The 20,862-nt window shown below is 72.8% G+C and carries 13 protein-coding genes and 1 pseudogene; 3 read left to right on the forward strand and 11 right to left on the reverse strand.

All coding sequences use genetic code 11. The features are described 5' to 3' along the window. Positions 1-22 precede the first annotated feature (22 nt). Complete coding sequence (locus IE287_RS20235) at positions 23-706, forward strand: LuxR C-terminal-related transcriptional regulator (RefSeq protein ID WP_189850511.1); 684 nt, start codon at positions 23-25, stop codon at positions 704-706. 168 nt (positions 707-874) lie between these two features. On the opposite strand, the gene lysA is transcribed toward IE287_RS20235, so the two are convergent. From lysA to IE287_RS20290, 11 genes are all read right to left on the reverse strand, one after another. After that, a complete protein-coding gene (lysA, locus tag IE287_RS20240) occupies positions 875-2,179 on the reverse strand; it encodes a diaminopimelate decarboxylase (protein WP_189850512.1) in 1,305 nt (434 codons plus the stop codon). A gap of 25 nt (positions 2,180-2,204) precedes the next feature. Continuing rightward, complete coding sequence (locus IE287_RS20245) at positions 2,205-3,548, reverse strand: M20/M25/M40 family metallo-hydrolase (RefSeq protein WP_189850513.1); 1,344 nt, start codon at positions 3,546-3,548, stop codon at positions 2,205-2,207. Between the two features lie 64 nt (positions 3,549-3,612). Continuing rightward, positions 3,613-4,485 carry a M55 family metallopeptidase gene (locus IE287_RS20250; RefSeq protein WP_189850514.1) on the reverse strand — a complete coding sequence of 291 codons (873 nt, stop codon included), beginning with the start codon at positions 4,483-4,485 and terminating at the stop codon, positions 3,613-3,615. After that, positions 4,482-7,487 (reverse strand): prolyl oligopeptidase family serine peptidase, encoded by a 3,006-nt coding sequence (locus IE287_RS20255; RefSeq protein ID WP_189850515.1) that lies wholly within the window; start codon positions 7,485-7,487, stop codon positions 4,482-4,484. Before IE287_RS20255 ends, IE287_RS20250 begins: the two co-directional genes overlap by 4 nt. Before the next feature lie 536 nt (positions 7,488-8,023). Next, positions 8,024-9,196 (reverse strand): C39 family peptidase, encoded by a 1,173-nt coding sequence (locus IE287_RS20260; protein ID WP_189850516.1) that lies wholly within the window; start codon positions 9,194-9,196, stop codon positions 8,024-8,026. Positions 9,197-9,376: 180 nt separating this feature from the next. Continuing rightward, positions 9,377-11,410, reverse strand: coding sequence for an N-acetylmuramoyl-L-alanine amidase (locus IE287_RS20265; RefSeq protein ID WP_444545979.1), 2,034 nt, complete (start codon positions 11,408-11,410; stop codon positions 9,377-9,379). Then, a complete protein-coding gene (locus IE287_RS20270; protein WP_189850517.1) occupies positions 11,407-12,417 on the reverse strand; it encodes an ABC transporter ATP-binding protein in 1,011 nt (336 codons plus the stop codon). Before IE287_RS20270 ends, IE287_RS20265 begins: the two co-directional genes overlap by 4 nt. Beyond that, positions 12,401-13,405 carry an ABC transporter ATP-binding protein gene (locus tag IE287_RS20275; protein ID WP_189850518.1) on the reverse strand — a complete coding sequence of 335 codons (1,005 nt, stop codon included), beginning with the start codon at positions 13,403-13,405 and terminating at the stop codon, positions 12,401-12,403. Before IE287_RS20275 ends, IE287_RS20270 begins: the two co-directional genes overlap by 17 nt. Before the next feature lie 6 nt (positions 13,406-13,411). After that, the gene (locus tag IE287_RS20280) at positions 13,412-14,353 is read right to left on the reverse strand and encodes an ABC transporter permease (RefSeq protein ID WP_189850519.1); all 942 of its coding nucleotides are present in this window, start codon (positions 14,351-14,353) and stop codon (positions 13,412-13,414) included. Beyond that, positions 14,346-15,272 (reverse strand): ABC transporter permease, encoded by a 927-nt coding sequence (locus IE287_RS20285; RefSeq protein ID WP_189850520.1) that lies wholly within the window; start codon positions 15,270-15,272, stop codon positions 14,346-14,348. Before IE287_RS20285 ends, IE287_RS20280 begins: the two co-directional genes overlap by 8 nt. Before the next feature lie 67 nt (positions 15,273-15,339). Next, entirely contained in the window at positions 15,340-16,956 is a 1,617-nt protein-coding gene (locus IE287_RS20290) for a peptide ABC transporter substrate-binding protein (protein ID WP_229883607.1), read from the reverse strand. A gap of 506 nt (positions 16,957-17,462) precedes the next feature. Between IE287_RS20290 and IE287_RS20295 the strand changes: the two are divergent. Together IE287_RS20295 and IE287_RS20300 are read left to right on the forward strand one after the other, a co-directional pair. Continuing rightward, positions 17,463-18,719: pseudogene (locus tag IE287_RS20295) on the forward strand (glycoside hydrolase family 10-like protein); the annotation flags it as partial. A gap of 459 nt (positions 18,720-19,178) precedes the next feature. Further along, on the forward strand, positions 19,179-20,684 hold the full coding sequence (locus IE287_RS20300; RefSeq protein WP_189850522.1) for a PucR family transcriptional regulator: 1,506 nt from the start codon (positions 19,179-19,181) through the stop codon (positions 20,682-20,684). The last annotated feature ends 178 nt before the right edge of the window (positions 20,685-20,862 follow it).

Raw genomic sequence — 20,862 nt, forward strand, 5'->3', positions numbered from 1 at the left:
TCGGCGAAACACGAGTCGAGAAATGATCGATGTTCTAGTGGTCAGCGATGAATCGCTGCTCCGTCTCGCTTCACGCGCCCTCACTGCCGACGACCCCGAGGTGACCGTCATCGGCGAAGCAGTCGACCCCGGCCAGGCCATGAGGATGAGCAGCACCCTGCGCCCCGATGTGATTCTCCTGGACAGCAGGCTCTCCAAGGGGAAAAACCTTCGGACCATCGCCGGGCTCACCCGTCAGGCGCCGACACCGTTCGAGCCCGGAACGTCGCGCGGGTGCGTACTCGTCATGAACCTCACGGAGAGGGGCCCCTACGCCCTGGAAGCCCTGCGGGCAGGTGCGCGAGGGCTCGTATTCGCCAGCGAACCCGCTCCTCACCTGCTCGCCGCGATCAAGACGGTGGCAGCCGGTGGTGCGGTCCTGCCACCGCAGTACACGCACCTGCTGATGGAAACGGTTCGCGAGCACCAGAACCGGCCTTTGCCGCCGGCGAAGGACGGATGGGGCGAACTCACAGCGCGCGAGAGGCAAGTGCTCGCCGGTGTGGCCTCAGGATGGTCGAATGCAGACATCGCGGCGCGTTTGAATGTGTCTCTCCCTACGGTTAAATCCCATGTGACCAGGATCTTCCGAAAGATCGGCATTCGCACGCGAGTCGAGGCGGTTTCCTTGGCGTACGAATCAGGTCTCCTGGCACGCTCCCGATAGCGCCCCTTTCGCATCCGGAGCAGATGTCCGGAGAACCCTGGGGCCAGTGCCAGCCGGGTCTCCCCCGGACCCGCCGTCTCGCAGCCCATGCCGGCGTCCGCGAGCAGCCGCAGGACGGGGACGGATGACGGGTGCGGGGGGCTCGGATGGAGGGCGCCGGGAGGCGGGTCACGGGACGTCCAGCCGGAGGACGTCGTCGAGCGTCTCCCTGCGGACGACGAGGCGCGCCGCGCCGTCGCGTACGGCGACGACGGGTGGCCGGGGCTGGGCGTTGTAGTTGTTCGCCATGGAGCGGTGGTAGGCGCCGGAAGCCGGTACGGCGATGAGGTCGCCGATGGTGAGGTCGGCCGGGAGGCGGGCAGCGTCCACGACGATGTCGCCGGACTCGCAGTGCCGGCCGCAGACCGTCACCGTCTCCTCGGTTTCCCTCGCCGCGGTGCGGGCGGCGAGGGAAGCCGTGTAGCTCGCGTCGTAGAGGGCGGGGCGCAGGTTGTCGCTCAGGCCGCCGTCGACGGACACCCAGGTGCGCAGGCCGCGCTGGCGTTTGATGGTGCCCACGGTGTAGAGCGTGACCGTGGTGGGCCCCGCTATCGCACGCCCGGGTTCGACGGCGAGCCGCGGCATGGGGATGCCCGCGTCGGCGCACGCCTTGTGGACCCGCTCGATGATGAGGGGAGCGAGGCCGCGCACGTCCGGGGCCTCGTCCTCGGGGAGGTAGGCGATGCCCAGGCCGCCGCCGAGGTCGAGGCGGCGCAGCAGCACTCCGTGCGTTCGGACGGTGTCGGCCATCAGGGAGACGAGCCGGTCGGCGGCCGTCACGAAGACGTCCGGGCGCAGGATCTGGGAGCCGAGGTGGCTGTGCAGGCCGACGAGTTCCAGGCCGGGTGCGTCGACGATGCGGGAGATGGCGCGGTGGGCGCTGCCGGTGGAGAGCGAGAAGCCGAACTTCTGGTCGTCCGTGCCGGTGGTGATGTGGGCGTGGGTGTGGGCCTCGACGCCCGGTGTGACGCGGACGAGGACCTGCTGGCGCCCGCCCCGCCGGGTGGCGATGTCGGAGAGGCGGGTGATCTCGTCGTGGGAGTCGACGACGACGAGCGCGACGCCGTGGTCGACGGCTTCGGCCAGTTCGGCCGGGGACTTGTTGTTGCCGTGGAGGACGAGGGAGGCCCCGGGCACTCCGGCGCGCCGGGCCGTGCGCAGCTCACCGGCGGAGCACACGTCGATGCCCAGTCCCTCTTCGTGAAGCCATTGGGCGACCTGGTGGCAGAGGAATGCCTTGGCCGCGTAGAAGACGTCGTGGCCCGCGAAGGCTTCGCGCCAGGCCCGGCAGCGGGCGCGGAAGTCGTCCTCGTCGAGGACGAAGGCCGGTGTGCCGAACTCCTCGGCGAGGTCGCTCAGGCGTACCCCGCCGATCGTCAGGCCGTCGGGGCCGTGGGTGGTCGTGGCCGGCCACAGGTGCGGAGGAAGGTGCACGGTCGTTCGCCCTTCGGAAGGTGGCTCAGTAGGTGGTGAGGAAGCGGTGGAGGACGCGGACGCCGAAGCCGAGGCCGGACACGGGCACGCGCTCGTCCACGCCGTGGAACATGCCGAAGTAGTGCAGGTCGGGGTCGAGGAGGAGGGGTGCGAAACCGTAGGTGCCGATGCCTATCGCGGCGAAGGCCTTGGCGTCGGTGCCGCCGGACTGGATGAACGGCACCGGGTGGGCGCGGGGGTCCTGGCTGCGGATCGCGGCGGCCATCGCGTCGAAGGCCGGCCCTTCGTGATCGGCGGCGACTGCCTCTTCGCAGTGGATGAACTCGCGGGTCACCTTCGGGCCGAGGAGCCGGTCGACGGTTTCCAGGAAGGCGTCCCGCGCGCCGGGCAGGAAGCGGCCGTCCACTTCGGCGTGGGCGTGCGAGGGGATGACGTTGACCTTGCCGCCGGCGGTCAGCACGGTGGGGTGGGCGGTGTCTCGGACGGTGCAGTCGAACAGTTCTCCCAGGGGGCCGAGGCGGCTCGCTTCCTCCTCGAGCCTGGTGCGGTCGATACGGATGCCGAGCGTCCGGTCGAGGGCGTCGAGGAGGGCGCCCACCGGGGGTGTCAGGCGGGTGGGCCAGCGGTGGGCGGCCAGCCGGGAGAGGGCGTGGACCAGTTCGGCCACCGCGTTGTCCTCCGCGGGGCCCGATCCGTGCCCGGCCGTGCCGTGGGCGGTCAGCCGCATCCAGGCAGTACCGCGCTCTCCGACGGCGATCGGGTAGACCCGTGCGTCCGGCCCGGCCTCCGTGTTCCTCGTCGTGATCGAGAAGCCGCCGGACTCGCTGATCGCCTCCTCGACCCCGGCGAAGTGGTCCCGGTGTGCGGTCGTGACGTGGCGCGAGCCGTACGCGCCGGTCGACTCCTCGTCGGCGAGGAAGGCGAGGACCAGGTCGCGGCGCGGTCGCTGACCGGTGCGGGCCCAGGCGCGGACCAGGGCGAGGGTCATCGCGAGGGTTCCCTTCATGTCGACCGCTCCGCGGCCCCACAGGCAGCCGTGGTGCAGGTCTCCGGAGAGGGGGTGCAGGGTCCAGTCGCGGGGTTCGGCGGGGACGGTGTCGAGGTGCCCGTGGACGAGCAACGGGGGCAGGTCGGGGTCCTCGCCGTCGATCCGGGCCAGGACGCTGGTGCGCCGGGGGCGCGGTTCGGTGAGGGTGGCGTGGACGCCTGCGGCGTCCAGCGCCTCGGCGACGTACTCGGCGGCCCGGCGCTCACCGGGCCCCGAGCCGTCTCCCGGGTTGGACGTGTCGATGCGCAGGAGGTCCGAGCAGAGTGCGGCGACGTCGGTGGCGTATCCGTCGTGCGGGCCGGGCGGGTGGGTGGCGGTCACGAGCTGCTCCACGAGGGGGGGTCCGGGCGGGGGTGTCGGCGGGACGTGCCGAGGGCGGTCGAGGTCAGTCGAAGTGGTCTTCCATCGCCGCACCTGCGACGGTCGTGCACACCTTGAAGGTGCGGGCGGCGGTGGTCGCGTCCGGTGCGGTGAAGGCGACGCCCCGCGGACCGTGGGGTTCGACGGTGGGGACGGCGAGGACCGCTTCGGCGAGGTGGGGCGCGTGGAAGCCGAGCTCGAAGCGGTGGGGTCTGCCGGGAGCGTCTCGCTCCCGCGCCGGGTCGGTGTCCTCCTGCGGGGTTCGGACGGGGAGCCGGAGGAGGCGGGCGGCGGCCTCGGTGGCCCCGGCGCGCAGCAGTTCGGCGCTGCGGGCGGGCGGGAGGCAGATGGCGGCGTACCGGCTGACGCATTGCTTGACCTCCACCGTGAGGGCGTCGGGGGCCCAGGTCCCCGCGGCCCGGCAGGTGAGGTCGTCGCCGGTCACGAGGATGACGGGGACGCCGTGTTCTTCGGCGATCAGCGCGTTCATGCGGCCCTCGTCGGCCGGTTCGCCGTCGATGCGGAAGCCGGTCAGCCCGGTGCCGAGGTAGGTGTGGGAGAGGACTCCCTGCTGGCCGGCACCGGTGTGGTAGCCGAGGAGGACGACTGCGTCGGCGAGGTCGATCCCGGCCATCATGCCCAGCGGCTTGTGGCGTCCCGTGAGCAGGCGGGCCCGGGGGTCGAGGGCTTCGAGGAGGAGATTGCGCTGGGTGTAGTGGGCGTCGTTGACCAGGACGTCGCTCGCGCCGCCGGCGAGGAGTCCGTCGACGACGGCGTTGACGTCGCCGGTGAAGAGCGGGCGCATGCGCGCCCAGGAGGCGGTGCCCGGTTCGACGTCGTCGGGGCAGGTGACGCCGGTGACGCCTTCCATGTCCGCCGAGACGAGGACGCGCGTCATGGCGTGTTCCGTTCGTGAGGAGGGAGGGTGAGGCGGCGCCGGGCCGTGTCGAGCACGGCGCGCGCGCCCAGGGGGACGGTCAGCTGGCGTGGTCCGTGGCCGGCGGGTAGCCCGGCCGCCACGGGGACGCCGAGGTCGGACAGGCACGCGCGCAGGAGGGCGTCCACCTGGTCGGGAGGGCCGCAGTCGGTGAAGTCCCCGAGGACGACACCGGCCGCCCGCTGCAGGACGCCGGCCCGTCGGAGCTGCGTCAGGGACCGGTCCAGGCGGTACGGTTCCTCGCCGACGTCCTCCAGCAGGAGGATCCGGTCGTCGGTGAGGGGTGCGGTGGCGGTCCCGAGCGACGAGGCGAGCACGGTGAGGTTGCCGCCGGTGAGCGTGCCCTCGGCGCGTCCGGCGACGAGGACGGGTCCGTCCAGGGAGAACGAGCGCGGGGAGGGTCCGAAGAGGGCTGCGCGCAGGGCTTCGGCCGTGTGGTCGTCGTCGTGGACCGGGCGGCACGCGGGCATGGGGGCATGCAGCGTCACCAGTCGGAGCCCCTCCCCCAGCGCCTGGTGGAGGCAGGTGATGTCGCTGGAGCCGACGAGGAACTTGGGACCCGCGGCCGCGAGCCGGCGGTGGTCCAGCCGGTCGGCGACGCGCTGGGTCCCGTACCCGCCGCGGACGCAGAGGACCGCGCGCACCGCGGGATCGAGCCAGGCCTCGGTGAAGTCGGCCAGGCGTGTCCCGTCGGAGCCGGCCAGGTAGCCGCGGTGGGTCGCGGAGAGCCGGGAGGTGGTGCGGGGCCTGAGGCCCCAGCTCTCCAGCAGGGCCACGGCCAGGGCCGTCTCGTGGTCGTTCACCGGCCCGGCGGGTGCGACGAGGGCCACCGTGTCGCCCCGCCGGAGGAAGGGGGGATGGACGCGGTCCGGCTCCGGCAGGCTTCTCGTGGCCGCGTGCGGCCTGGTGCCGGCCGTCATGACCGGGGGGGCACGGACCGTGGGAGGGGTGGTGCCGGCCGTCCCGGGCTCGGGTTCGTCCGGCGGGCCGAAGATCCTTTCGTAGAAGCGGATCTCGGCGTCGAGGGCGGCGCGGATCGTCTCGGCGCGCCGCCAGCCGTGGCGTTCTCCGGGGAACTCGACGTGCTCGTGGGGCAGTCCCGCCTCCCGGAGGGCGCGGGCCATCGCCGACGACTGCGCGGGGGCGACGATGGCGTCGTCGAGACCGTGGAGCAGCAGGGCGGGGCCGCTGGCGTGGGATGCGGCCAGGACCGGGGAGCGCTGTTCGTACAGAGCGGCACTGGCCGGAAGCGGGCCGATGAGCCCGTCGAGGTAGCGGGATTCGAAGTCGTGGGTGGTGGTGGCCCAGGTGACGGGGTCGGTGATGCCGTAGAAGGACACCGCGCCGGCGAAGACGTCCGTGTGCGTCAGGGCGGCGAGCGCGGTCCAGCCGCCCGCGCTTCCGCCGCGGATCGCGATGCGGCGGGGGTCGGCGAGTCCTTCGCGCACCAGGGCGTGCGCGACGGTCACGCAGTCGTCGACGTCGACGACGCCCCAGGCGCCGTTCAGGCGCTCCCGGTAGGCGCGGCCGTAGCCGACGGAGCCTCCGTAGTCGACCGTCGCGACACCGATGCCGCGGCTGGTGAAGTAGGCGATCTCGAGGTCGTACACCATGGGGTGGTCGCCGGTGGGGCCACCGTGGATGAAGAGCACCCAGGGCGGGCGTTCCCCGTCGGGCGTGACGCGACGGGGGTGGGTGGGCGGGTAGGTGTGGGCGTGCACCGGCGCGTCGGGGCTGCGGGGCGCCTCGCCGGACGGCGTCGGGGCGGGGCGCGGGAAGGCCCTGGCGGTGGGGCGGGGCAGCCAGGCGGGGTCGACCGGCAGGGTCCGGGGGGTGGAGAGGATCCGGGCGTCGCGTGCGTCTGGTGCGTCGGGACGGGGGAGGGCCGCGGTGACGACGCTGTACGGGAGGAGGGTGCTCGCCCCCGCGGTGACCAGGCGGTGGGCGTCGGCGTCGATGCTGGGGACGAAGTCGGTGCAGGGCAGGCCGAGATCGGTCATGAGGGGTGTGCCGGGACTCGCGTCGGGGGCCACGAGGGAGACGCGGCGCCCGGCGCCCGTGCCGTGGACGGCGACGGCGCGGCCGTCGGGGAGCGGGGCGAACCAGGTGGCCCCGGGCTTCCACAGCGCTCCGCCGAACTCCTCCCCGGTCCGTGTGACGGCGCGGGCCGGTCCGGTGTGGGCGGGCACGACGTGGAGCGTCCACCACCCGTCGGGGTCGGTGACCGCCCACAGGTTGTGGGGGTCCCTCCATTCCGCCTGGACCACCGATTCCCTGGGGCCGCCCGCCCGCACGCGGTGGGTGCCGGCGGTGCCGTCCTGGCGCAGCGGTGCCACGCACAGCTCGGTGCCGTCCCACGGCATGTCGGGGTGGTTCCAGCCGATCCAGGACAGGTGGCGGCCGTCCGGGGACAGCCGGGGGCAGGTCATGAAGTGGTGGGTGGCGGCGACGGTCCGTTCGGCGCCCGTGTCGAGGGAGACCGCCACGAGGGCCCGCTCGACGTGGCGCACCCCGTCGCGGCGCGTCTCCCGGACCGCCCAGACCTCGTCACGCGACGGCGGCACGTAGAGGTCCCCGTAGGTGACGTTCCCGCGCGGGGGCGTGAGGGGCCTGGGCAGGTCCTGGGCGTCCGGATGGTGGAGGTAGAGGCGCTGGTCGTCCCAGTGGGTGAACACCAGGCCGGCGCCGGCGGGACGCCACGACCTGCCGCCGTACTCGTGCAGGCTGTTGCGGGCGTCGAACCCCGGGGGCAGCACGTCCTCGACCCGGCCGTCCGGCTTGGCGCGCACGACGCAGCGGCGGCCGGCCTCGTGGGGCCGTGGTTCGTCCCACCACACGTCGTCGCCGACGAGGGAGACCCACCCCGGCGTCCCGTCCTGGCGGGCGACGGCGGAGGCGGTGATGTCGGAGTTCCAGGCGTGGAACGCGGGGGGCGTGCCGGGGGTGGGAGGGACAGGGTTCATGGGGTTACCGCCTTGTGGCCGTGCGAAGGGGCGTCAAGTCGTGGGCGAGGGAGGACCGCGGAGGGACCGGGGCGGTCCGGCCGTGCGTGGGGTACGGGGCGCGCGGGCTGTGTGTGTGTGTGTGGGGGGGGAGCGTGCCGCCGCGCGGACCGTGCGGTGTCCGTGCAGGGGTCCGATGTCGGACGGCTGCGGGGGGGGGTGCTGTCGTGCGGGCTGCCGTGTGCGTGCCGACCGGCCGTCGAAGACCGGCTGCGCGCCGCGGCGTCGCGCGTCCGGGAGCGGGGGTGTCGGCGAGCGCCCGGCGAGGGAGCCGGCGGGCTCAGGCGGGCGGCGCCGGGACGTACGACCGGGGCGGGAGGGAGCGGACGTCGTCCCGGTGACCGCGCGGAGGGGGCGGAGCCGTTGTCATGCGCTCCACGCTAATGAGCCGCCGCGGGGCGGCACGACCAACAAAAGGTCCCGCCCCTCGCCGGGGCCATCGACGTTTCGTCGTACGGCCGGGACGGCGGGACTGCGGGGCGGTGTCGCCCCCGGGCCTACCAGTTGGGGTCGAGGCCGGGTACGGGGGGAGGCAGGGGCAGATCGGCGGGATGGAGGAAGTAGACCACTCCCCCGCCGCCCGAGGCCGCGAGCCACACGCGCTCGAACTCGCCGCGCGGGTAGGTCCGCCGCACCTCCTCGTCCGTGGCCGACAGCGGGTCGTTGACCACGACGTCGCCGTCCGGCGTGAAGCCGCAGACGATCTTGATGCTTCCGGCGGGTGAGTAACCGGCCCCCGCGAGTTCGCCGATGCGGAAGCTCTGGGCCGTGGCGACGGGGATGCCCGCGCGGATGAAGCGTTCGAGCTCGTTCAGCGAGCGCAGCCGCGTGACCATCCCGTCGAGTCCGTAGCGGGCCGGGTAAGCGGCGTTGAAGGCCCAGTTGCCGCAGCCCTTGTAGGCGTAGTCGTAGACCGCGCGGGCGGTGAAGTCGACCTGCGGGGCGGTGTCGGCGGGGTCGATCCACGCCATCTCGCCGGCTTGCGGACCGCGGCCGAAGTACTCCACGAGCATCGCGGTGCACGCGGGGGCCGACCAGGCCTCTCCGCCACCGTCCCACTGCGGGCTGTGCCCGGTGTGCACCTCCTGGGAGCGGCGCGGGACGTCGAGGACCGTGCCCCAGGCTCCGCCGGGGCCGCTCACCGCCGGGTGGCGGCCCGCCGGCGTGGACGACGCGGCGAGGTACAGGGCCCGCACGGCCGGTCCGTGCGGGACGCCCGGGGTGCGCGCGAGCCGGACCTCCAGTTCGTACGCCGTGACGGGCCTGCCGGGGGCCGCGACGAACACGTCGACGTCCGCGGTGCCGAACGGGCCGGTCTGTCCGGGCACGGTGGTGCGGTGCACCACGTCGTCGTCCGAGGCCCAGTGGGCCATGACGTACCAGGGCGAGACGTCTCCCGCTGCGTCTCGGACGCGCAGCCGTACCACCAGCCGGGTGCCGGACGGCGTGAGGGCCGTCCACGAGGGGACGAGTTCCTCGGCGGGGAAGGGCAGGTCGCGCCAGCCGGTGGAACAGCTCGCGTACTCCCAGTCCAGGCTCGCGTGGCCGTGGTGGTCGATGTAGGTCTCGCACGCCTCGACGCCGTGCAGGCGCAGTGCCCCGTCCGACCAGGCGGTGCCCCGGAGGACGGCATCGGTGAAGTGAGAGGCTTCCGACCACCGGTGCAGCACTGCCTGGGGCGTGCGGGGCTCGTCGCTTCGCCCTCGGTTCTCGCCTGTCACGGTCTTCCTGCCGCTCTCTTGTGGCTCCGGTACGGCCTGGTGGGCCGGCGGTGCCTGGACGGGGCCCACATGGTAACGGCCCGGGGTTCGCGCTCAGGAGCCCCGGGCCGGTTCCGCCCGGTACCGCGCTCAGTCCGAGACGCGGGGCAGGGTGGCGGCGGGCCGGAGGATCACGTCGTCCGCCCTGACGAACATGACGCGGTGGCCGTACTGCACCTGGTGGTACCTGAGCGCGCCGCGGACGACCGTGTGGCCGGCGAGGTCGAAGGTCTTGGAGTGGTAGTACTCGCCGTCGACGGTCTGTCCGACGCTGTAGGACTGCCCGGGCCGCAGCGTGTAGGGCAGCGGCACGAGGGGCTGGACGGGGATGTCCGCTGGATAGGCTTCCGGTTCGGGGTAGGCCCGCCCGTAGAGCGGGGCGCCGTCGAGCCCGGGTCGCAGCTGGGCCACCGGTCCCTTGGCCGGCAGGGTCTTCGGGTGGCGGGGATCGTCCTTGAACCAGCCCTTCTGCCCGAGGTACCACAGGGCGGTCCAGTCTCCGCGGCGCTCGGCCACCACGTACTTCTGGCCGGTGCTGACCCGGGCGGCGTGGTTGTAGACGGACCAGGTGCCGGGCGTGGGACGGATGCCGACGTCGGTGACCAGCGGGGCGTCGTCGTGGGGTTCGGTGCGCAGGGTGAGGGAGGCCGACCCGTGGACGGGGCAGAGGTCGGCCGGGGTCGCGCCGCAGTAGTAGGGCTCCGTGTGGGACGCGTACTCCGGGCGGACGGTCACCAGCGGCGAGCCGGTCCTCCCGTCCGCCTTGAACGGCTTGCCCAGGAGGTCGAAGTAGTGGGCCCAGTCCCAGTAGGGCCCGGGGTCCTGGTGCATGCCGGCGATGGTGCCGGGCACGGTGCCGGGGACGTTGTCGTGCCCGATGACGTGGGCGCGGTCCAGGGGGACGTCGTACTTCCTGGCCAGGTGACGCACGAGACGGGCCGACGTCCGGTACATCGCCTCGGTGTACCACTGCCCGCCCTGGGCGAGGAAGCCTTCGTGCTCCAGCCCGACGGCCTTGGCGTTGACGTACCAGTTACCGGCGTGCCAGCCGACGTCCTTGGCGCGCAGGTGCTGGGCGATGTGGCCGTCCGCGGAGCGGAGGCTGTAGTGCCACGAGACGTAGGTGGGGTCCTGGACCAGTGCGAGGGTGGTGTCCCAGGTGGCCTCGGTGTCGTGGATGACGATGTAGTCGATGCTCTGGTTGCGGGGACGGTCGGAGAGGTCGTGGTTGCCGAAGTCGCCCGGTTCCTCCGACAGCATCCGGTACGGCGCGGGGATCCAGTCGCAGCCCAGGCCGCGGGGGCATTCGGCGCCCGGGTTGGTGGGCTTCAGGCCCAGCCGGTCCACCTGGCGGGTGTCGGGGGTGACGGGCGCCGGAGGCAGGGTGACGAGGGTCCCGTCGTCGGCGCGCCGCGTTTCCCCCGTGTTGATGAGGTGGAAGACGTCATCGGCGAAGCGTCGCGCGGCTCCGGTCTCGGTGGCGCCGGAGTAGGCGGCGACGGCGCCGTACCACTGTGCCGGGTCCGTGCTCAGGGGCAGTCCGGCGGAGCGCTGGTGTGCCGCGAGAAGGGCGGCGCCGCCCTCGATGTTGGCCCCGGGGTCCGTGCGGAGCCGGTCGGCGGAGAGCCCGGTGAGAGCGGCGGCTCGCCCCAGGGTCTCCAGCGCGGCGGGCAGGCGGTCGGGGTCGACGGGGGTCTCACGGTGTGCGAGGGACGGCCGGGAGGCGTCGCCCCGGGGGTCCTCGTCGCCGTCCGTGTGGTGGGTTGCCCGGGCGAGCGTCGCCCGGGCGTCGGTCAGGTGCATGGGTCCGTATCCCGCGTCGACGCTGGGGGCGCCGCCGTGGTCGTCCCAGCGGCTCTGCAGGTACGCCACGGCGAGCAGCACGGTCTCGGGGACGCGGTGGCGTTCGCCGGCCGTGCGGAAGAGCTCGGCCCGGCTCGGCGCTCCGTCGACGCCGCGGCCGCCGTCGGATGACTGGGCCCGGACGGGGGCCGTGGCGTGGGGTGACCGGGCCTGCGCGGGGGCCATGGCGAGGCCCGCGGTCAGCACGGCTGCAAGGACCGCTCCGGGACCCGCCGCTCGGCGGCGCTTCGTTCGTCTCGTCGTCACGCGTGCGTCTTTCATCCGGTGCTCTCCAGGGGGAAGTGGCAGGCGGTCGGGTGGTCGGTCCCGTCGCGTAGGCGCAGTGTCGGTTCCGTCAGGCACTGCGGGCGGGCGTAGGGGCAGCGCGTCCGGAAGCGGCACCCGGACGGCGGCGCGGCCGGGGACGGCAGGTCGCCTTCGAGCAGGAGCGCGTCGTCGGGTGCGCGCCGCCTCGGGTCCGGTACGGGCGCCGCGGCGAAGAGGGCGCGGGTGTAGGGGTGGCGGGGGGTCGCGCAGATCTGCTCGCGCGTGCCGGTCTCCACGATTTTCCCGAGGTACATGACCGCGATCCGGTCGCAGAGGTGCTGGACGACGGCGAGGTCGTGCGAGATGAGGACGCACGCGAGACGCAGCTCGCGGCGGAGGTCGTCGAGCAGGTTGAGGACCTGCGCCTGGACGGAGACGTCGAGGGCGGACACCGGCTCGTCGCACAGGAGGAGCCGCGGTTCCAACGCCAGGGCCCGTGCGATGCCCAGGCGTTGGCGCTGTCCGCCGGAGAACTGGTGCGGGTAGCGGTCGCGGTGGGTGGGGTCGAGGCCGACGGTTTCGAGGAGTTCGGCGACGCGGCGGCCGCGGTCGGCCCGGGGCACGGCACCGGGGTGGATGGCGAAGGGTTCCCCGACGATCTGACCGGCCGTCATCCTCGGGTCGAGCGAGGTGTAGGGGTCCTGGAGGACCATCTGCACGCGGCGTCGCAGCGCGCGCAGTTCGGGGCCGGAGAGGGCGAAGGGGTTTTGTCCGTCGATCGTCACCGTCCCCGAGGTGGGGCGGTCCAGGGCCATCAGGAGGGAGGCCAGGGTGGATTTTCCGCAGCCCGATTCGCCCACGATGCCGAGGGTCTCGGCGCGCCGGACGGTCAGGTCGATGCCGTCGACGGCTCGGACCGCGCCGGTGCGGCGTTTGAGCAGTACTCCTTCGGTGACCGGGAAGTGGCGGGTGAGCGCGGTGGCGCGGAGCAGCGGCGGTGCGGTCTCAGCCGACGGGGACATGGTGGACCTCCTCGGCGAAGTGGCAGGCGCTGCGGTGTCCCGTGGGCGTCAGCGTCCGGAAGGAGGGTTCGTCGGTGCCGCAGCGCGGCTCGGCCCGGGGGCATCGGGGGTGGAAGGCGCATCCCGTGGGGACCGAGGAGGGCGGGGGCGGGGATCCGGTGATGGGGACGAGCGGCTTGCCGAGGCGGTCCAGGCGGGGTACGGAGTCGAGGAGCCCCCGGGTGTAGGGGTGGCCGGGTCGGGCGTACAGGTCCTCCGCGTTCGCGGACTCGACCGTGCGGCCGGCGTACATGACGGTGACGCGGTCGGCGGTCTCCGCGACGACGCCGAGGTCGTGGGTGATCAGCAGCAGGCCCATGCGGGTCTCGGCCTGGAGCTGTCGCAGCAGGCGCATGATCTGGGCCTGGACGGTGACGTCGAGGGCGGTGGTGGGCTCGTCGGCGATGACGACCTCCGGGTCGAGGGCGAGCGCCATGGCGATCATGACGCGCTGGCGCATGCCGCCGGAGAACTGGTGGGGGTAGTCGTGGGCCCTGCGTGCGGCGGCCGGGATGCGGACGCGGTCCATGAGCGCGACGGCGCGCGCGAGGGCGGCCTTGCGCCCCAGGCCTCGGTGCACGGTGTACATCTCGGCCAGCTGGTCGCCGACCGACAGCACGGGATTGAGCGCGGTGAGTGCGTCCTGGAAGATCATGGAGAGGCGCGTTCCGCGCACCGCCCGGTGGCGCTCGGGGGACAGGGCGAGCAGGTCGTCGCCGCGCAGCCGTGCCGTACCGCGGGTGATGTGCGCCGGCGGGGTGTCGAGCAGCCCCATGACGGCCTGCGCGGCCACGGACTTGCCCGATCCGGACTCGCCGAGCAGGGCCAGGGTCTCGCCTTCGCGAAGGCTGTACGAGAGCCCGTTCACCGCGCGGATCGTGCCGCGTGTCGTGCGGAACTCGACGCAGAGGTCCTCGACCTCCAGGAGGGGGGGTGCGGCCTGGGACATGGGCGCTCATTTCAGCCGGGGGTCGAAGGCGTCCCGTGCGGCATCCCCGAGGAGGATGAAGCTGAGGACGGTCGCGGACAGGAAGAGGGCGGGGAAGAGGAGGAGGTGGGGGTGGTCGAGGACGAAGGCCTGGGCCGCGTTCAGCTGGAGTCCCCAGGAGACCTCCGGGTACTGGAGTCCGACTCCCAGGAAGTCGAGCGTCGCCTCTCCCGATATCACCGCTCCGACGTTCAGCATGGCGACCACGATGACCGGGGTGATCGCGTTGGGGAGGATGTGGCGCAGCATGAGGCGTGCGGGGCGGGCGCCCAGCATGCGGGCGGCCCGCACGTAGTCGGCGTCGGCCAGGGCGAGGACCTGGGAGCGCATGATGCGCGTCATGGTCGTCCAGCCCAGCACCGTCAGGACGAGGATCATGGCGCCGAGGCCGTGGTCGGGGAAGGCGACGAGGATGACGGTGGCGCCGAGGACGAAGGGGAGGCCGAAGAAGATGTCGGTGACCCGGGAGACGAGGGCGTCGAACCAGCCTCCGTAGAAGCCGCACAGCAGTCCGAGCACGATGGCGATCAGGAGGGAGGCCGCTGTCACGGCGAGCCCGGCGATCAGCGAGGGACGGGTGCCGCGGATGACCTGGGCCAGGTAGTCGCAGCCTTGGAGGTCGAATCCGAAGGGATGGGCGGCGGAGGGCCCCAGCTTGGAGTGGGCGAGGTCGCAGCGGTCTCCTCCCTCGGTGAGCAGTGAGGTCAGGAGGCCGGGCGCCAGAGCCATCGCCGTCATCAGCAGGAGGGTGATCAGGGCGGCCCACACCGTGGGCCGTGCCCGTAGTTCGAGCCATGCGTCGGTGCTGAGCGAGGCACGCTTCCCGGCCGGAGTGCGCGCCGCGTCGGGCGCCTCGGGGTGCTCGGCGGTTCCGCTCGGGGTGTCCAGGGTGCCGGCGGTGTCAGTCATGGCGGATCCTCGGATCGAGCAGCCCGTAGAGGAGGTCCACGAGCAGGTTCGCGAGCAGGAAGATGAGGACGAGGGCCGTGGTCGTGCCCACCACGACGGGGCCTTCACGGAGCTGAATGGACTGGAAGAGCTGCTGGCCGACTCCGGGCAGGTTGAAGATGTACTCGGTGACGACGGCGCCGGCCATGAGGCCGCCCAGCTCCAGCCCGAGGAAGGTGACCACGGGGATCAGCGAGTTGCGCAGGGTGTGCCGGATGACGACGCGACGGCGGCTCAGCCCCTTGGAGTGGGCGGTGCGCACGTAGTCGGCCCGCAGGTTCTCGATGAGGGAGCTGCGCGTGAGCCGGGCGACGTAGGCGAGGCCGAAGGAGGCGAGGACGAGGCCGGGCAGGAGGTAGGCGAGCGGCCATCCGCCTTCGGTTCCGGCCACCGGCAGCCAGCCGAGCTGGACGCCGAAGACGAGCTGGGCCAGGTAGCCGACGACGAAGACCGGCACGGAGATGACCAGGGTGGTGCCGAACAGCACGGCGCTGTCGTCCCACCTGCCCTTCCGAAGACCGGCCCAGACGCCGAGGGCCATGCCCAGGACGACCTCCAGGACCCAGGCGGTCAGGCCGAGCTGCAGGGTGACGGTCCATCGGTCAGCGAGCAGTTCGGACACGTCGCGGCCGGTGAAGGTGGTGCCGAGGTCTCCGGTCAGCAGACCGGTGAGGTAGTGCGTGTACTGCACCCACAGGGGGTCGTCGAGGTGGTAGCGGGCGCGCAGCTCGGCGAGGACCGCCGGCGGCACGGGCTTGTCGCCGGCCAGCCCCTGGATGGGGTCGCCGGGCAGGACGAAGACGAGCGTGTAGATGAGGAAGGTGGTGCCGAGGAGTACGGGCAGGGCGTGCAGCAGGCGACGGGCGACGAATCTCCACACGACGGACGGCCCCCAGGGGTAGGTCTGTGCGGGGCACCGGGTGCTCCGCGGAGGGTCGGTTGCGGCGTCAGTCGCTGACGGTGACGCGGTCCAGGTGCAGGCCGGCGGCGTACGGATCGATGACGACGTCGTCGATGCGGTCGCTCCACGCCGACTGGTCCTGCCAGTTCCAGAGCGGGATGTACGGCAGTTCCCGCAGGGCTATGTCCTCCGCCTTCTGGTACGCCGCGATGGCCTCCGCGCCCTGTGCGGCGTTGCCCTTCGCCACGAGGGCGTCGAACTGCTCGTCGCTCCAGCCCGAGCGGTTGCCCGGGTAGTAGAGCCCGTCGAGGTAGTTCTGGATGCTGGGGTAGTCGATCACCCAGTTCTGCCGGAAGGGGCCCTTGTTCTTCCCTTCGTTGAGCAGGGCGGAGAGGTCGGCGGGGGCCATCTTGCGGAACGTGACGTCCTGGATGCCGAGGTTGTCCTTGAGCTGGTTGGCGATCGAGGTCATCCACTGCTCGTAGGTGGGGTCCGCGTTGGAGAAGTGGAGTTCGAGGGGTCCGTCGAAGCCGCCGGCCGCCTCGAAGAGCCGCTTGGCGGCCGCGGGGTCGTACGTGCAGGCCGGGCCGCACGCGTCCGTTCGGTGGCCGGGGATCATGTCGCCGACGAGCGAGGTGGCGGGCTTGTAGACGCCGTTGTAGATGGCCTGGGTGATGCCCTTGCGGTCGATGGCCATGGAGAGGGCCTTGCGGAGGCGGGGGTCGGCGAACCGGGGGTCCTTCACGGGCAGGCCGAGGTAGTCCATGGTTCCGCTGGGCCGGATCGAGAAGCGCTCGCCGAAGAGGCGCTTGGCCTGGGCGGAGTTGGCGGCGGGGACCGTGGTCAGGACGTCGACGTTGCCGGCCTGGAGTTCGGTGAAGGCGGTCTCGCGACTTGTGTAGATCTTGAAGTCGACGCGGTCGGCCATGGGCTTGCGGGGGCCGCGGTAGTCGGCGAACTTCGCCAGCCGGATCTTCTGGTTGCGCTCCCAGGCTCCGTCGATCCGGTAGGGGCCGTTTCCGATCGGGGCGACGTCGGCGGCGTCCGGGTTCGCCGTGGCCGCCTTGGGCAGGGGGGCGAATGCGGGGAAGGACAGCAGCATGGGGAACTGTCCGAAGGGTGCCTTGAGGGTGACCTGGAGGGTCGTCTCGTCGAGCACCTTCAGGCCGGACAGGGTTCGCGCGGAGGGCTTGGCGCCCTCTTCCGAGGGGTTGAGGGCGTCGTACCCCTCGATCTGGGCGAAGTAGTAGTTGGCGTCCCAGGCGTTGGGTCCGTAGGCAGCGGCGTTCCACGCGTCGGCGAAGCTGGCCGCCGTGACCTTCTCGCCGTTGTGGAAGGTGGTGCCGGACCGGAACTTGATGGTCCAGACGGTGTTGTCGGTGGTGGACCAGGAGACGGCGGCCAGCGGCTTCACGCTGCCGTTCCCGGGATCGAGCGCCGCGGGCGGGTCGAAGAGCCCCTGCAGGACCTGGAGGGAGTAGCTGCTGGTGGTGCGGCCCGGCAGGAGGTGGTCGGGCTCCGTGAGCGCCACCGAGTAGGCGCCGCCGGGCTTGCCGGGCGCGTTCTTCGGTTTCGTCGGCTCGCCGGAGCCGCAGGCGGTCGCGGAGGCGACGACGGTGAGAACGGCTGCCGCCGCGAGGGCGGTGGAACGGCTGGGGTTCATGGTGCGCTTACTCATTTCAGGAGTGCGGTCCGGTGGAAAGCCGTCAAGGACGTCTGAGGGGACGGGGCTTGGACTGCGATGGGGCGACACGGTAGGGATCGGGACGAGGGACGGACGATCGACGGAATGTCCACGCGAGGCGCGGGAGGATGGACATCGAGTCGTTGCCGCCGCGCATGCGGCGGGCGAGCATGGGACGCGGCACCCCGGTCACCGTTCGCTCCTTCTCGATCGCCGCGGGCGCCGGCACCCAAGGACCTCTCGCGCACAGCCGCACGCGGGAGGGCGGTCCCGCCCGTGCGCACCGGCGCGGCCTCCCTCGCGGATGCGAAACAGAAGATACATAAAGCGACTTCAGTCATCCAGGGTTACGCACGTTACGAAAGCGGTCGGCTCCCGGTTTCCGGCCGCCGGCACTCCCGGCACGCGGGAGCACACCCGGCCCACCGCCCGCTCCGCGCCTCCGTCCCCTCGTCACCTCGCCCGCGAAGGCAGCCATGACCCCGATGCGCACCACCGGTTCCCCGGCCCCGTCCCCCTCCCCGTTTCCCCGCCGCACCCTCCTCGCCGCCGCAGCGGCCGGGTGCGCCGCCGCGCTCGCGCCGTCGCCGGCCCGGGCCGCGGCGCCCCCCGTCGACCCCGTCAAGCGGCAGATGCGCGGGGTGTGGATCGCGTCCGTCGTCAACATCGACTGGCCCAGCCGCACCGGTCTCGACGCGGTCGCCCAGCGCGCGGAATTCACCCGACTCGCGGACGAGGCGCTCGAACAGGGCTTCAACGCCCTGTTCGTACAGGTCCGCCCGACCGCCGACGCGTTCTGGCCCTCACCCCTCGAACCCTGGTCCCAGTGGCTCACCGGCACCCAGGGCCGGGACCCCGGCTACGACCCCTTGGGCTTCATGGTCGAAACGGCGCACGAGCGCGGCCTCGCGTTCCACGCCTGGTTCAACCCCTACCGCGTCTCCATGCAGGCGGACCCGTCCGCACTCGTGCCCGGGCATCCGGCACGGGTCCACCCGGAGTGGACCGTCTCCTACGGCGGCAAGCTCTACTACGACCCCGGGGTGCCCGCCGCGCGCCGCTTCTGCCAGGAGGCCATGCTCGACGCCGTCCGGCGCTACGACATCGACGGCGTGCACTTCGACGACTACTTCTACCCGTACCCGGTGGCCGGCTCCGACTTCCCCGACGACGAGACGTTCCGCGCGTACGGGGCGGGCCATGCGGACAAGGCGGCCTGGCGCCGCCACAACGTGGACCTCATGGTGCGGGAGATGCGGGACGCCGTGCGGGCCGTACGCCCGGACGCGCTCTTCGGGATCAGCCCGTTCGGCGTGTGGCGCAACGCCACGACGGACCCGCGCGGCTCGCGCACCTCGGCCTTCCAGTCGTACGACGGTCTGCACGCGGACACACGGGGATGGGTCGAGCGCGGGTGGCTCGACTACATCGCGCCGCAGGTGTACTGGCACATCGGGTTGCCCGTGGCCGACTACGGCGTCCTGGCCCCGTGGTGGGCCGATGCGGTCCGGGGCACGGGCACGGAGCTGTGGATCGGGCAGGCGGTCTACAAGTCGGGGGCGGCGGGGCAGCCCGCTCCGTGGCAGGACGGCCGGGAGCTGACCCGCCACCTGACGCTCAACGCCACGCTTCCGGAGGTGGGAGGGGACCTCTTCTTCAGCGCCAAGGACGTCCGCGCGGACCGGGTGGGGGACTTCGCCGCCATGCGGCTGGCCCACTGGCGGCAGCCCGTCCTCGGCCCCCTGCCGTCCCGGCTCGATCAGGGCCCGCTTCCGCGACGGCCCACGGTCGAGGCCCGGCGGGACGCCGGGACCGGCGAGGTGACCCTGCGCATCACCGCCGGGACCCGCGGAGGGAAGGACGTGCCGTTTCGCTACGCGGTGCACCGGTTCCCGTGTGACCCCGGCGGGCGCCCGCGGGGAGACGGCTCCTCGCTCGCGGCGGTGATCCCCGGCGGGAAGCGGGCCGTGCACGTCGAGCGGGACCCGTCGGGAGACGGCTGGTATGCGGTGGCCGCCGTGGACCGCGCCCAGCGCGAGGGCAGGCCGTCGCGCCCCGTTTCCTGACCCGCGGGGCAGCGGCGGCCGTTCCGCACGGTCAGCGGCCGCCGCGCTCCTCCCCCGTCCTCCCGGTCCTCACGGGTGAGGTGAGGTCCTGACGAGTGGTCGACAGGCGGTGCCCCGTGATGGACCATGCGTCCCATGCCTCTCACCGTTCGTGATCTGCTGGCCATTCCTTCGCTCCGTCTCAGCCTGGTGGCGGGCCGTGCGGGACTCGGCCGAGTGGTCGAGGCGGCGCACGCGACCGAGAACCACCGGCCCGCCGCCTGGCTCGAAGGCGCCGAAGTCGTCATGACCAACGGCCTGTCGCTCACGGCGGACGAGCCCGGTTACGCCGCGTACGTGCACGAGCTCAGCACCGGCAAGGCCGCCGCCCTCGTGGTGGGAACGGGACCCGGACTGCCCTTGCAGAGCGTTCCGGAAGCCCTGAGCAAGCATGCCGAGGAGGCCGGCTTGCCCCTGCTCACCGCTCCGCCGACGGTCTCCTTCGCCTCCATCACCAGGGCCGTCTTCGTGGCCAGGGCGTCCGAGGAACGGCGCCTGCTGGAAAAAACTCTGCGCACCCAGCGCCGGCTGTCCTCCGCGGCCGCCTCCGGCGACGGTCTGACGGGCCTGCTGTCCTCCTGGCACCAGGCGGTCAACTCCGGTGTCGCGGTGTGCGACGCGGCGGGCCGTCTCCTCGGGGCGGCCGGCACCGACGGACCGGAGCTGCTCGCGAACGCCGCCTCCGTGCTGGAGACCGTCGCCCTGCACGGCCTGCGCGGAAGCGGCGGCGCGGACCTGCCGTGCGGACGACTTGTCGTCCAGCCGCTCGGCACGACCCGGCTGCGCGGCTTCCTGGTCCTGCTCGACGCGGAGTCGCCGGAGGCCCGGCTGCTGATCAGCGTCCTCGTGTCCCTGCTCTCCGTCGAACTGGAGCGCCGCCACCTCGCCGACGAGCCGCAGCGCCGCCGTCGGGCAGCCCTGCTCGCCAGGCTCTTCCACCCCGACGTCACCGCCGACCAGGCCAGAACCCTGCTGCGAGCGGCCGACGTCTCCTCGGCGTCCGTGCGGGCCGTGGCCGTGCGCGCGACCGGTGAACCGGTGGAACTCGCGGCGGATCTCGCGCTGGCGGTCCCCGGAGGACTTGCGCGCGTGACCTGCGAGAACGTCGAGCTGGTCGTGCCGGAGGAGGTGGACGTCCCCGGAGTGCTCCGCCGCTTCGCGACCGGCCTTCCCGCGGGCATAGGACCGGCCGTCGCTCCGCAGCACGCGGCACTCTCGCTCCGGCAGGCGATCGCCCTGCTGTCCTCCAGCAGCGAGCTGGGACGGCCGGTGAGCGCATCCGAAGCGGGTTCGGTACGGCTCCTGATCAGCCTGGGCAGCCCCGCGACGCTCGCGGCGTTCGCCGACACCGTCCTCGCCCCGCTCGACGCCGCCGACCCCGGCGGGGAACTCACCGAGACCCTGCGCGTCTGGCTGGAGACCAACGGCTCCTGGGCCGAGACCTCTTCCCTGCTGGGCCTGCACCGGCACACCGTCCAGAACCGCATCGAGAAGGTGGCGCGGCTGACGGGACGGCAGCAGGACCGGGCGGAGGACCGCGTCGACCTCTGGCTCGCGCTGACGGCACGGGCGGTAGGCGGCCCCCCTGCCCACCCTCGGTAGGACGGGGCGGACCCCGTTTCGTTTCAAACGGCTAAACGGTCCAGGACGACGACGGACGGATCGACATCGCGTCGATGTCCGGACGGACCCCGCAGTTCTTACGTTACGCCTGCCGGTCGGGCCTCCACGCGGAGGTCCGGGGAGGTCACCCGCCTCCCCCGTACGCCGACCTCCCCGG

This window comes from Streptomyces omiyaensis (genome assembly GCF_014650895.1).
Lineage (GTDB): Bacteria > Actinomycetota > Actinomycetes > Streptomycetales > Streptomycetaceae > Streptomyces > Streptomyces omiyaensis.

Excerpts from the sequence above, each read along its gene's own strand:
- IE287_RS20280 (WP_189850519.1), bottom strand. The coding sequence starts at position 14,353 with ATGACTGACACCGCCGGCACCCTGGACACCCCGAGCGGAACCGCCGAG.
- IE287_RS20270 (WP_189850517.1), bottom strand. The coding sequence starts at position 12,417 with ATGTCCCCGTCGGCTGAGACCGCACCGCCGCTGCTCCGCGCCACCGCG.
- IE287_RS20275 (WP_189850518.1), bottom strand. The coding sequence starts at position 13,405 with ATGTCCCAGGCCGCACCCCCCCTCCTGGAGGTCGAGGACCTCTGCGTC.
- IE287_RS20235 (WP_189850511.1), top strand. The coding sequence starts at position 23 with ATGATCGATGTTCTAGTGGTCAGCGATGAATCGCTGCTCCGTCTCGCT.
- IE287_RS20255 (WP_189850515.1), bottom strand. The coding sequence starts at position 7,487 with ATGAACCCTGTCCCTCCCACCCCCGGCACGCCCCCCGCGTTCCACGCC.
- IE287_RS20265 (WP_444545979.1), bottom strand. The coding sequence starts at position 11,410 with ATGAAAGACGCACGCGTGACGACGAGACGAACGAAGCGCCGCCGAGCG.
- IE287_RS20300 (WP_189850522.1), top strand. The coding sequence starts at position 19,179 with ATGCCTCTCACCGTTCGTGATCTGCTGGCCATTCCTTCGCTCCGTCTC.
- IE287_RS20290 (WP_229883607.1), bottom strand. The coding sequence starts at position 16,956 with ATGAACCCCAGCCGTTCCACCGCCCTCGCGGCGGCAGCCGTTCTCACC.
- IE287_RS20250 (WP_189850514.1), bottom strand. The coding sequence starts at position 4,485 with ATGACGCGCGTCCTCGTCTCGGCGGACATGGAAGGCGTCACCGGCGTC.